This window comes from Kribbella sp. NPDC050281, from assembly GCF_040655855.1.
Lineage (GTDB): Bacteria > Actinomycetota > Actinomycetes > Propionibacteriales > Kribbellaceae > Kribbella.
The window spans coordinates 1-12017 of sequence record NZ_JBFAKS010000083.1 but is presented as its reverse complement, the minus strand read 5'-3'; the positions used below and the strand labels follow the sequence as shown (position 1 = coordinate 12017).

Here is a 12017-nt window from a genome sequence, read left to right as displayed (position 1 = left end):
GGCAGACCGGACAGGATCCGGTCGACCAGAGCCCGGGTGAGCCAGGCCCGGGGACGTAGCGGGCCTGGCAGATCGTGGACCCGCGAGGTGGTGATTGAAGTCATCGGAATCCCTCCGGTGGATGGTGGACGGGCCGGGACACGACCGGCAGCCGTCGGAGCCACAGCCAGATCCCGTGCGCGCGGATCAAGACCGAGACACGCTGCGGCATCGCCGGCAGGCGGAGGGCTGCCCTGACCACCGCCGCGGTCGTCGCCGGGCGGATCCGGCCGCCGAAGCCGGCCTCGAAGACCGGCCGGTCCTGGCGACGCAGGGTGATCGAGATCGACAGGCGCTCCGGCGAGACCGCGAAGCGGAACGTGTACTGACCGGAGACGTCGTTGAACGGCGACACGTAGAACTCCTTGCCGACCTTGGCCGTACCGTCCGCCCCGGGTCGGAGCAGATAGGCATGTCGTTCGCCGTAGGTGTTGTGCACCTCGGTCACCACACACCGGGGCGAGCCGTCGGCGGCGAAGCACCAGAACACGGTGAGCGGGTTGAAGACGTACCCGAGGAACCTCGCGTTCGTCAGCATCACGACGCGATCGCCGGGTTCCAGGACGATGCCCTGTTGACCCAGATAGCGCCGGACAACGGACTTGATCCCGGCCGATCCGCCGCCCAGATGCTCGCGAGCATCGAACCCGGCCAGTGGCCGCAGCCAGGGCGGGTACTGCGGCAGGTGGTCCAGGTCCACGAGCCACAGGTACGCGCGGTGCCGGAACGCGTGCCGGATCGGGATCCGCCGGCCGTGCCGGACCTGTCCGACCACGAGTGCCGGCAACGTCGGCAGATCGCTGAGAGCTGTCACCACTCGACCCCGAACGCGGCAGCGGCCGCGACCCCCGAGCGGCAACCATCCTCATGGAAGCCCCAGCCGTGGTACGCACCGGCGAAGGCGGTGCGGTCGGTGGACAAGGCAGGGAGCATGCTCTGCGCAGCGACCGCGGCCGGATCGTAGGCCGGATGGCGGTAGTCCATCACCGCGAGTACTGCGGCCGGGTCGATCTGCTCGCGGGCGTTCAGCGTGACCAGGAACTGTGTGTCGCTGTCCAGACCTTGCAGGCGGTTCATCCAGTAGCTGACCACCGGGGGCCGATCGCCGTCGGCACCCTCGGGGGTCAGGAAGTTCCACGATGCCCGCGCTCGCGCCGTCCGCGGAAGCAACGAGGCATCGGTGTGGAGGACCGTCTCGTTGCGTGAGTAACTGAAGGCGGAGAGGACTTCCTTCTCCACCGGAGCCGCGTCGGCCAGCAACTCCAGTGCCGTGTCCGCGTGGGTGGCGATGACGATCCTGTCGAAGAAGCTCGTCGTACCGTCGGCGTCCGTCAGTCGCACCTCGTCGGGTCCCCGGGTGATCGCCCGGATCGGCCTGCCGACCCGGATCCGCTCGAGCCGGTCGGCGATCGCGTCCACATAGGTCCGCGAGCCACCGACCACCGTCGACCACTGCGGCGAGCCCGCGAACGTCAACATGCCGTGCCGCTCGAGAAAGCGGAACAGATAGCGGGCCGGATACTGCAGCGAGGTCTGGGCCCCCGTGGACCAGACACACGACACCAGCGGTACGGCATACAGCCGGCGGAACTCTGACGAGAAGCGCTCGGCGTCGAGGAACTCGCCGAAGCTGGTCAGGTCTGCCGGACCGGTCGCGGCCAGGAACGCAGCAGCCCTCCGGTGGAATCGGCCGACCTGGCCGAGGACACCGAGAAACCGCGGGTCGGCGATCCGGCGGCGCTGGGCGAAGACCCCGGCGGCGCCACGACCACCGGCGTACTCGATGCCCGTGGTGCGATCGCTGATGCTCATGCTCATCTCGGTCGGACGGGTCGCGATGCCGAGGTCTCCGAAGAGTCTGCGCAGCAAGGGGTAGGTACGGTCGTTGTGCACGATGAAGCCGGTGTCGATCGCCAGTGGCACGCCGGCAGCGTCCATGACTGTTCGGGTGTTCGCGTGGCCGCCGAGTCGAGGCTCGGCCTCGAGCAGACTGACGTCGTACGCCCGAGACAGCAGGTACGCCGCGGTCAGGCCGGATACGCCGGCTCCGACGACCGCGACCGTACGGGTCATCGGCGGACCCGGGAGGCCGGGAAGGCGGCGGCGCACAACAGGCCCCATGCCCCGGCGATGCCGACCACTTTGCCGCGCGATCGCGGCGATCCGGCGAGACCGAAACCAGCGACGTCGGTGAGGTCGCACGCCACCCGTGCGATGACCGCCGCCTGCAGCGGCCGGCCCGCCGGTGCGATGAGCATGGCCGTGCCCGACAAGACGTCCCGGACCCCGATCACCGTGCCGAGCACCCGCCCGGACCGGTCGATCGGCCGCTCGTCGGCCAGGCCCGCGGCACGGACGAGAGACTCCGGGCGGACGGCCGTGTAGGCGCCGTACCCGAGCGTGAGCAGTCCCAGGAGACGTGGCAGGAGCTGAACTCTCATCGGCGACCCTTCGTCCGAGTTTGTCTAAGGTATGTCTAGGGATCGTAGAGGAGTGAGCCAGCTCTGTCTAATGTCTGTCTAAGAGCTGTAGAGTCTCTGCCATGGATTCGGTACCGGGGCTGCTCCGGATCGGTGAGCTGAGCCGCCGGGTCGGCGTCAGCGACCATGTGCTGCGCGCGTGGGAGAACCGGTACGGACTGCTCTCTCCGGTGCGGTCGGCCGGCGGCTTCCGGTTGTACTCCGAGCACGACGAGCGCCGTGTACTGCGGATGCAGGCGGAACTCGCCAATGGCCTGTCCGCGGCACAGGCGGCCCGCGTGGCCCTGGCCGACGAACTGCCCCCCGGAACAGGGCTGCCGGAGGTGCGCGCGGTACCGGCGAACCCAGCGGCCATGGACGGCGCCGCGGCAGCCTTCGGTGCCGCCCTCGACGCCATGGACGAGCCCGGCGCCCACGGACCGCTGGACCAACTGCTGAACGAATTCACGGTCGAGACCGTGCTCCGCGACGTCGTGATTCCCTATCTGCACGATCTGGGCGAACGCGTCGCCCGGGGCGAGGCCGGGATCGGCCAGGAGCACTTCGCGAGCCACGTGATCCGCGGACGGCTCGCCGGGCTGGCCCGGGGCTGGGGCGGTGGACAGGGACCGCTCGCCGTGCTGGCGTGCCCGCCGGACGAGCACCACGACTTGGCGCTGATGGTGTTCGGGATCGTGCTCGCCCGCAACGGCTGGCGGATCCGCTATCTCGGCGCCAACACCCCGATCACCGACCTGCTCCGGATCGCAGCGGACACCACGCCGGCCGAGATCGTTCTCGCCGCAGCCGTCCCGGAACGCCTGACAGCGATCGTCGCAGAACTGCGCGAGCTCGCCTCAGCGGCGCCGGTCGCGCTGGCCGGCGCCGGAGCGAGTCAGGCCATCTCCGACGAGGTCGGGGCCCAGCTGCTGGCGGGCGACCCAGTCACCGAGGCTGTGCGCCTGGCGCGATCTCAAGCTCCGTCGTGACTGATCATCGTGGACGTCGGAGGATGAGCATTGCGGCCGGGTGGACGGGCAGCCGGCGGTCGGGGTCCTGGTCCGCGTCGGCGGCGAGCCGGGCGAAGCCCTGGTCGAGTTCGTCCTCGGGGAGGTGTTCGAAGGTCGAGAAGGCGCGGTGGCTGAGGCGTTCGGCGGCCTCGCGGAACGTCCGCGGGTTTTCGGTGCTGACCCAGACGGGGGCGTCGGCGGCAAGGAGGCCGGCCGCGTGGGCGAGCGTTCTGCACTCGTCGACCGATCGGTACATGGCGGCGTCGACCTCGCGGGCGGACGGGAAGTAGTCGTACCAGAACAGGTCCGGCATCTGGTCGGAGAACTGGCTGCGCAGGAACGCCACTCCCCCGGGCTCGAGCACGCGGTGGACCTCGGCGAGCGCCTTCTGCTGGTCGCGGTAGTGGTGGAAGGACAGGAACATCAGCACTCCGTTAACCGATGCCTCAGGCAACGGAATGTCCTCCGCACCGCCCTTGAGGTAGGTGACGGCCGGGTGGGCGGCCGTCTCCGCGGCGATCTCCCGCATCCGGTCCGACGGCTCCACGCCGTACACGGGCCCCTGGAACACCTCGGCAAGACCCGGGGTGAGCCGGCCGGTCCCGCTGCCCAGGTCGAGGAACGTCAGCGGACGCTCCTCCGGCAGGTACGCCGCGATGGCTGCGGTCCACCGCTGCACCTCCCCTGGTGACATCCCGCGTCCGGCGGTGTACACGCTGCTCAAACGACCGTCGTAGTCGACCATGTTTCGACCCTAAGCCTTTCGGGGATCGCTGGTGCGGGACAGCGGCGGCGGCGCACACTGAGGCCATGACGGACCTGATGGCCGATCTCGACGCGGCCGAGACGCTCGCCGAGGTCGGGGACGTGGTCCGGCAGGAGGCCCGGCGACGCAGCGGCGCCCAGGGAGCGACCTTCGTACTGCGCGAGCACGACCGCTGCTTCTACGCGGACGAGGATTCGATCGCGCCGCTGTGGAAGGGCCAGCGCTTCCCGATCACTTCCTGCGTCAGCGGCTGGGCGATGCTGCACGACGAGATCGCGGTCGTCCCCGATATCGCCGTCGACGAACGCATCCCGCTGGAGGCGTACACACCGACGTTCGTCCGCAGCCTGGTGATGGTCCCGGTCGGTTCCCCGACCCCGGTGGCGGCGATCGGTGCCTATTGGTCGCGGCGCTACCACGCCTCGCCGGACGAGATCGACGGCTTGCAGACCCTGGCCGACGACGCCGCGAAGGCGATCCATCGCATCGGCTTGGACGACGCTCCGTGGGCGCCGACGTTCAGCAAGCACTGACGCCGTCGTCAGCCGAGGAAGACGTCGTACGCCAGACGCAGGATGAGGGCTGAGACGACGACCAGGAAGATGACGCGGACGAAGCGGCTGCCGCGGGCGACCGCGGTCCGGGCGCCGAGGAGGCCGCCGAGCATGTTCGCGGCGCCCATGATCAGGCCGAGTTGCCACAGCGGTGCGCCGTGCAGCGCGAAGATGATGATCGCGCCGAGGTTCGTGGCGACGTTCGCGATCTTGGCCTTGGCGCTGGCCTGAAGGAAGTTGTAGCCGAGGAAGCCGACCAGCGCGAAGATCAGGAACGACCCGGTGCCCGGACCGACCGCGCCGTCGTAGAAGCCGATCAGTACGCCGACTCCGCTCGCGGCGAGGTAGTGGTCGCGGCCGTCGAAGCGCAACGCCGTACGCGCTCCGAGTGATGGCTTCACCGCGGTGTAGATGGCGACGCCGATCAGCAGCACCAGCACGATCGGCTTGAACCACGTCATCGGGATCTCCGTCGCGACCAGTGCTCCGGCCGCTGAACCCAGACCGGCCAGAACGGCGAGCGGCAGTACGGTCCGGCGATCGGGCCGCACCTTCACACCGAACGTGACCGCGCTGGTCGCCGTACCGCACAACGACGAGATCTTGTTGGTCGACAGGATCTGCGCGGGCGACGCGTTCGGCAGGCCGAGCAGCATCGCGGGCAGTTGCAGCAGGCCGCCGCCCCCGACCACAGCGTCGATCCAGCCGGCCGAGAAGGCCGCGACCACCAGGAAGACCAGGGTCCACAACGAGACGTCAGGCACGGCGCCACCGCGGGCGGAAGAGCTTCACGGACCGATGATCAGGTAAGGGCGTTGTACCGCTCAACCCTTACCGCGGGGAATGAGAGACAAACCACTGCGGCGGTGCCAGAGTAGGCGGATGGCGTCCTCGATCCTGCCGCCCGAAGGCGAAGCGCTCGCCACCGGCTGGGAGCCGGACCTCGCTCCCGCCGACTCGCTCGTCCGGCAGGCCGTGCTCGCGCACGCTTCGTGGGCGACCGACGCCGCTCGGCGAGCAGGCAAGCCCTGGTACGACGGCGACAGCTGGGCCGGCAGCGTCCTCGGAGACAGCGGCCCGATGATGAACTGGGTCATCCAGAAGCAGCCGGTCGATCCGGCCGAGGTGATCCTCGATGCGGCCCGGCAGCTGCCGAACAACGTGCCGTACCTGTTCGTCAGCCCCTGGCCGACCCGCGACCTGCGCGAGCACGGCCTCGCCCTCGCGGGCCATCCGCCCCTCATGGTCCACCTCCCGACGACCGAGATCGTCCCGCCGACCACGGACGTCGACATCCGCCAGGTCACCGACGCCGCGGGACTCGCAGAAGCCGAACGCGTGCTGATCGAGGGCTACCCCCTCCCCGAGCTGCAACCGTTCCGGTCCGGCTGCATGTACGACGCGTCGTTCCTCGAGGGATCCACGGTCTGGGTCGGGTACGACGGCGACGTACCGCTCGCGACGTCGACGGCACACAGCGCGGCCGGTGTCACCATCGTCGAGAACGTCGCGGTGATGCCCGCGGCCCGCGGTCGCGGCGCCGGTGCGGCGATCACCTGGGCCGCGACCAAGCACCACGACCAGCCCGCCGTACTGATCGCCTCCGACAACGGCCAGCCCGTCTACCAACGCCTCGGCTACCTCCGCCTCGAACGCTGGACGGTCTGGGTCCGGCCGTGACCGGTCGGCGCGGGACAATGGCGGCGTGAAGTTCTTGCTGCTGATCCACAACAACCCCGAAGCACTGGACGGGCTGAGCCCCGAGAAGAGGCTCGAGCTCATCGGTGGTCGTGACGTCCTGCTCGACCAGGTGCGTGCACTGCGGGAGAACGGGGAACTGCTGACGATCCTCGCCCTCGCGCCTCCGTCGGAGACCAAGTCCGTCAAGGTGACGGCGGGGACGCCGGTGATCTCGGACCGGCCGTTCCTGGAGACCAAGGAGTTCCTCGCCGGAGCGCTCATGGTCGAGTGCGCCTCGACGGACCGGGCGCTGGAGATCGCGGCCGGCATTCCGTTCGCGGCCCTGCTGCCGATCGAGGTCCGCCCGGTGCGGGAGCTCGACGACCAGGATCTCGCCGAGCTGTCCCGGGAGCGGTGAGCTCCACGCACGGCATCCCCGACGCAGACCTCGAATCCGCGATCCGCGCCGGAGCACCGAAGGCACTGGCCTCCCTGCTCCGGCGCTACGGGACGTTCGACCAGTGCGAGGACGCCGTTCAGGAGGCGCTGCTGGAGGCGTTCGTTCAGTGGCGGGCGAACGGCGTACCGGAGAAGCCGGTGGGATGGCTGGTCAGCGTCGCGACCCGCCGCCTGATGGACGGCTGGCGACGGGACAACGCCCGGCGGCAGCGTGAGGTCAACGACCATCTCCGGACACCGGCGGTGGAGGAGGACCATGTTCCGGACACCGACGACACGCTGCGGCTGCTCGTCCTGTGCTGCCATCCGGCCTTGACGCCGGCGTCGCAGATCGCGCTGACGCTGAGGTCCGTCGGTGGGCTGACGACAGCCGAGGTGGCCGCCGCGCTCCTGGTCGGCGAGACGATCGTGGCGCAGCGGATCAGCCGGGCCAAGCGAACGATCAAGGAATCCGGCGCACGCTTCGAGCTGCCCAGCGGGCAGGAGTACGACGAACGTCTGCGCGCCGTACTGCATGTGCTCTATCTGATCTTCAACGAGGGACACACCGCGAGCGCCGGCGACAACCTGCAGCGGCTGGACCTGGCGGCAGAGGCACTCCGCATCACTCGCATGCTGCGCCCGGCCACTCCCGGCGCAGATGAGGTGACTGGCCTGCTGGCCTTGATGATCCTCACGCATGCACGGCGTGACGCCCGGACCGGTCCTGGCGGTGACCTCGTCCCGGCCGACCGGCAGGACCGCTCCCGCTGGCACGCCGACGAGATCGCCGAGGGCACCGCGCTCGTCGAGGCGGCGCTGACCTCGGGACCCGTCGGCCCGTACCAGCTCGAGGCGGCGATCGCCGCCGTACACAGCGAGGCCGACTCCGTCGAGACCACCGACTGGGAGCAGATCGCCGGGTTGTACCGGATCCTGGCCGAGGTCGATCCGGGCCCGATGGTGACGCTCGGCTCCGCCGTCGCGGTGGCGATGACCGAGGGTCCGCAGGCAGGGATCGACCTCGTCGAAGGCCTCGCCGGCGACCGGTATCTCGGTGATCACCACCGCCGGTTGTCGGTGCTCGCGCATCTCCAGGAACTTGCCGGGCGGCCGGATCTGGCCCGTGAGCACTATCTCGCCGCGCTCGACCGCACCCGCAACACCGCGGAGCAGAACTATCTCCGCGAGCGCATCACCCGCCTCACCCCCTGAGCGCGCCGGCCGGAGGCACGGTCAGGGCGGTCCGGAAGACATCAGCCGGATCAACCGCGTGCTTCAGCGCCGCGAGCCGGGCTCGATGCGGTCCCGGGTAGCAACGGTCGAGGTCGGCCGCCGTCGGGTCCGACAGGAAGTTCAGGTACGCGCCCTCCGGCAACAGCTCGTCCCAGAGCCCTTCGAATCCCTCGATCTGGGCTCCGTGCAGCTCAGTCGAGCCGATCAGTACGGCGTTGACCATGAACCGCGCATCGCGATGAGCGAAGGCGGTGGCGTCGCCAGGGACCCTTCCGAACGCGCCGCCGAGCGCCCGGACCTCCACTGCCATCGCCGGCAGCCGCAGACGGGCGGCGGCCAACCGCTCGCCCAGGTCCGGCGACCACGCGTCGAACAGCCCGTTGCGGTTCCGCGGCGTCCAGCCCGGAGGCATCGCCTCGTCCGCCAGCACCTGCGCGTAGGGCACCTCCGTCACTGTGTCCGTCAGAACTGTGCCGAGACTGCGCAACGGAGCCAGGATCTCTTCTCGCCCGGCCGCATCGCCGGCCACACACACCTTGATGGCGACCGGAGCCTGGCGATCCGCGATCATCGTCGGCGGAAGCTGGACCGAGGACGTCAGCTCGTCCGGAGCGACCGCCATGTGCTCCGCCCAACCGGACAGCACCTGGTCCGCCTGCGTCCACGGAAACAGCAGACTACCGAAGAGCACCGTCGGCTGCTGTACGGCGCTGAGGTCGTACGACGTGACGACGCCGAGACCCCCGGCCGCGCCGCGCAGGCCCCAGAACAGTTCCGGCTCGTCGGTCGCGTCGACGCGGTGGACCGAGCCGTCCGCGGTCACCACCTCGGCCGCCTGGACACTGTCGATGGCCAGGCCGTGCCGGCGTACCATCCAGCCGATGCCGCCACCGGCCATCAGCCCGCCGACTCCGACGCCGGCCGTATCGCCGGACGAGATCGCGTGGCCGGTCTTCGCGAGGTACGCCGCGACCGTGCCCCAGGTCGCGCCGGTGCCGACTCGGAACGTGGCTCGATGGCCAGGCCCGTCGGTGAGGAGCGTCACCTCGTCCAGCGGCCTGACGTCGATCACCACACCGCCGTCGTTGGTGCCGAACCCGGCCATGTGGTGGCCGCCGCTCCGCACCGACACCGCGAGGTCGTGGGCTTCGGCGTACTCGAGTGCGGCGGCGACGTCGGCGGCGCTCGCGCACCGAACGACGACCGCCGGCCGCCCTTGTCTGGTGAGTGTGCGATCCGCTGTCTGGTAGCCGGTATCGCCTTCGGTCAGGACTTCGCCGGTCACCGCGGCCCGCAGGGTCTCGATCCCGCGCGTCGCCCGAACCGCAGGAGTATTCGTCATCGTTCGCCCCTCGTGGATCACAGACGCCCCTCGTGGGCGTCTCCTCCAGGGATCGGAGCGAACCTTCGTTCCTCGACATCGATCAGCAAAGAATTTTCAGCTCCCGGCATCGACCAGGAGCTGGTGTGTCTCGTCCAGCCTGTCCTTCGCGGTCTCGTCCGCGAACCAGTCCCTCAGCTGCCGGTCCCCCTCCCACCGCGGGATCAGGTGGAAGTGCAGATGAAAGACCTCCTGGCCCGCCGCGGCCCCGTTGGCCTGCGACAGGCTGATCCCGTCCGCGCCCAGGCGACTCGACAGAATCCGCGTGGTCTCGTGCAGCGCCGGTCCGATCGCCGACACCGCCTCAGGAGCGGCCGCGGCGCTGAGGTCAGGCACATGCTGCCGCGGGACGACGAGCGTGTGCCCGACCCGGAGCGGGCCGATGGTCAGAAAGGCAGCCGTATGGTCGTCCTGGTACACGAATCGCGCCGGCAACCGTCCGGCCAGGATGCCGCAGAACACGCAGGAATCGTCCACACGTCACTCCCGGAAGAAACACCTGCCCCGCTCCGGTGGGAGCGGGGCAGGTGGTGGATCAGCTGCGGACGGTGGCGACCAGGTGATCGACGACCTCGGCGACCGGGATGTCGGCGCGCTCGCCCGTACGGCGGTCCTTGACCTCGATGGTGCCGTCCACGAGGCCCTTGCCCACCACGGCGATCGTGGGGACACCGATCAGCTCGGCGTCCTTGAACTTCACGCCCGGCGACACCTTCTCGCGGTCGTCGTACATGACCGACAGGCCGCGGGACTCCAGCTCGGCGGCGATCTCGGCCGCCTTCGTGAACACCTCGGAATCCTTGCCGGTGGCAACGAGGTGGACGTCGGCGGGAGCGATCTCGCGGGGCCAGACCAGACCGAGCTCGTCGTGGTTCCCCTCGGCGATCGCAGCCACCGCGCGGGTGACACCGACGCCGTACGACCCCATCGTCACGGTGACGAGCTTGCCGTTCTGGTCCAGCACCTTCAGGTCCAGCGCCTCGGCGTACTTCCGGCCGAGCTGGAAGATGTGACCCATCTCGATCCCGCGCGCCGACTCCAGCGGACCCGAACCGTCGGGCGCCGGATCACCGTCGCGCACCTCGGCGGCCTGGATCGTGCCGTCGGCGGTGAAGTCGCGGCCGTGCACCAGGTCCATCACGTGGAAGCCGGGCTTGTCCGCACCCGTCACCCACGCCGATCCCTCGGCGATCCGAGGGTCGAGCAGGTACCGGATGCCGGAGGTGTTGTCCGCACCGAGCACGCCAGGACCGATGTAGCCCTTCGCCAGCGAGGGGTGCTTCTCGAAGTCCGACTCCTCGAAGGCGGCCACCTCGGCGGGCTCGAGCTGCGCGCCGAGCCGCTTCTCGTCGATCGCCCGGTCGCCGGGCACGCCGATGGCCAGCGGCTCACGGGACCCGTCGGGGTGCACCAGCATGACGAGCACGTTCTTGAGCGTGTCCGCGGCGGTCCAGGCCCGGCCGTCGCCGCGGGCGTGCTTCGCGTTCATCGCGTCGACGAGCGTGTCGATGGTGGGCGTGTCCGGAGTGTCGACCACCTCGGCCGCCGGCACAGCCGACGCGTCCACGGCCTCGGCCTGCGGGACCACGACTGCCTCGACGTTGGCGGCGTACCCACCCGGCGAGCGGACGAAGGTGTCCTCACCGTTCTCCGCGATCGCGAGGAACTCCTCCGACCGCGACCCGCCCATGGCGCCCGACATCGCCTTGACGATCACGTAGTCGAACCCGAGCCGGTCGAAGATGTTGATGTACGCCTTGCGGTGCAGCTCGTACGACGCAGCGAGACCGTCGTCGTCGATGTCGAAGGAGTAGGAGTCCTTCATCACGAACTCGCGCCCGCGCAGCACACCAGCCCGCGGCCGAGCCTCGTCGCGGTACTTGTTCTGGATCTGGTAGATCGACAGCGGCAGATCCTTGTACGACGAGTAGAGCTCCTTCACGACCAGCGTGAACATCTCCTCGTGCGTCGGCCCGAGCAGCATGTCGGCGCCCTTGCGGTCCTTCAGCCGGAAGATGTTCGGCCCGTACTCGGTCCAGCGGCCGGTCGCCTCGTAGGGCTCGCGGGGCAGCAGCGCGGGGAACACCAACTCCTGGGCGCCGATCGCGTCCATCTCCTCGCGCACGATCCGCTCGACGTTGCGCAGCACTCGCAGACCCAGCGGCAGCCAGGTGTAGATGCCGGGCGCGGTCCGCCGGATGTACCCGGCGCGGACGAGCAGCTTGTGGCTCGGGACCTCCGCGTCCGCCGGGTCCTCGCGAAGGGTGCGGAGGAACATCGACGACATACGCAGAATCACGGGAGTCTCCAAAAGCACTACGAAGGGACGAACGGAACAACGGACGTCTCAGAGGATATCCGCCCCGGGACAGTGCTCTCACCACGTTATCAAGCCGGCATCGACGGGCCGGCAATCACCGCCGTACACGCATTGGCATCCTTCAACGACGGCAC

13 protein-coding genes are annotated in these 12017 nt (G+C 69.6%); 5 read left to right on the top strand and 8 right to left on the bottom strand.

Annotated elements, in window-relative coordinates; all coding sequences use genetic code 11:
* Positions 1–100: 100 nt before the first annotated feature.
* From AB0I34_RS43630 to AB0I34_RS43620, 3 genes are read right to left on the bottom strand one after another with little or no spacing between them, the layout of a single operon-like run.
* Positions 101–853 (bottom strand): DUF1365 domain-containing protein, encoded by a 753-nt coding sequence (locus AB0I34_RS43630; protein WP_360458480.1) that lies wholly within the window; start codon positions 851–853, stop codon positions 101–103.
* Positions 850–2112, bottom strand: a complete 1263-nt coding sequence (locus AB0I34_RS43625) for an FAD-dependent oxidoreductase (protein ID WP_360458477.1) — start codon at positions 2110–2112, stop codon at positions 850–852. The genes AB0I34_RS43630 and AB0I34_RS43625 overlap by 4 nt, the downstream gene beginning before the upstream one ends.
* Positions 2109–2480: a hypothetical protein gene (locus AB0I34_RS43620; RefSeq protein ID WP_360458475.1), complete on the bottom strand. Its 372-nt coding sequence runs from the start codon at positions 2478–2480 to the stop codon at positions 2109–2111. The genes AB0I34_RS43625 and AB0I34_RS43620 overlap by 4 nt, the downstream gene beginning before the upstream one ends.
* A gap of 101 nt (positions 2481–2581) precedes the next feature.
* Here AB0I34_RS43620 and AB0I34_RS43615 point away from each other — a divergent pair, with 101 nt between their 5' ends.
* A complete protein-coding gene (locus AB0I34_RS43615; RefSeq protein ID WP_360458472.1) occupies positions 2582–3487 on the top strand; it encodes a MerR family transcriptional regulator in 906 nt (301 codons plus the stop codon).
* 4 nt (positions 3488–3491) lie between these two features.
* On the opposite strand, the gene AB0I34_RS43610 is transcribed toward AB0I34_RS43615, so the two are convergent.
* A complete protein-coding gene (locus AB0I34_RS43610; RefSeq protein ID WP_360458469.1) occupies positions 3492–4253 on the bottom strand; it encodes a class I SAM-dependent methyltransferase in 762 nt (253 codons plus the stop codon).
* A 65-nt stretch (positions 4254–4318) separates the two neighbouring features.
* On the opposite strand from AB0I34_RS43610, the gene AB0I34_RS43605 reads away from it, so the two are divergent.
* Positions 4319–4807, top strand: a complete 489-nt coding sequence (locus tag AB0I34_RS43605; RefSeq protein ID WP_360458466.1) for a GAF domain-containing protein — start codon at positions 4319–4321, stop codon at positions 4805–4807.
* Positions 4808–4815: 8 nt separating this feature from the next.
* Here AB0I34_RS43605 and AB0I34_RS43600 read toward each other — a convergent pair whose 3' ends face one another.
* Complete coding sequence (locus AB0I34_RS43600) at positions 4816–5592, bottom strand: TSUP family transporter (RefSeq protein ID WP_360458463.1); 777 nt, start codon at positions 5590–5592, stop codon at positions 4816–4818.
* A 118-nt stretch (positions 5593–5710) separates the two neighbouring features.
* On the opposite strand from AB0I34_RS43600, the gene AB0I34_RS43595 reads away from it, so the two are divergent.
* The 3 genes from AB0I34_RS43595 to AB0I34_RS43585 are packed head-to-tail and all read left to right on the top strand — an operon-like array spanning position 5711 to position 8161.
* The gene (locus tag AB0I34_RS43595) at positions 5711–6508 is read left to right on the top strand and encodes a GNAT family N-acetyltransferase (RefSeq protein WP_360458460.1); all 798 of its coding nucleotides are present in this window, start codon (positions 5711–5713) and stop codon (positions 6506–6508) included.
* 25 nt (positions 6509–6533) lie between these two features.
* The gene (locus tag AB0I34_RS43590) at positions 6534–6926 is read left to right on the top strand and encodes a YciI family protein (protein ID WP_360458457.1); all 393 of its coding nucleotides are present in this window, start codon (positions 6534–6536) and stop codon (positions 6924–6926) included.
* Positions 6923–8161, top strand: coding sequence for a DUF6596 domain-containing protein (locus AB0I34_RS43585; protein ID WP_360458454.1), 1239 nt, complete (start codon positions 6923–6925; stop codon positions 8159–8161). Before AB0I34_RS43590 ends, AB0I34_RS43585 begins: the two co-directional genes overlap by 4 nt.
* Here the strand turns inward: AB0I34_RS43585 and AB0I34_RS43580 are convergent.
* The 3 genes from AB0I34_RS43580 to AB0I34_RS43570 form a co-directional block, all read right to left on the bottom strand.
* On the bottom strand, positions 8151–9524 hold the full coding sequence (locus tag AB0I34_RS43580; RefSeq protein WP_360458451.1) for an FAD-binding protein: 1374 nt from the start codon (positions 9522–9524) through the stop codon (positions 8151–8153). The genes AB0I34_RS43585 and AB0I34_RS43580 overlap by 11 nt on opposite strands.
* A gap of 96 nt (positions 9525–9620) precedes the next feature.
* Positions 9621–10040, bottom strand: coding sequence for an HIT domain-containing protein (locus AB0I34_RS43575; protein ID WP_360458448.1), 420 nt, complete (start codon positions 10038–10040; stop codon positions 9621–9623).
* 58 nt (positions 10041–10098) lie between these two features.
* The gene (locus AB0I34_RS43570; protein ID WP_360458445.1) at positions 10099–11862 is read right to left on the bottom strand and encodes a proline--tRNA ligase; all 1764 of its coding nucleotides are present in this window, start codon (positions 11860–11862) and stop codon (positions 10099–10101) included.
* Positions 11863–12017: the final 155 nt, after the last annotated feature.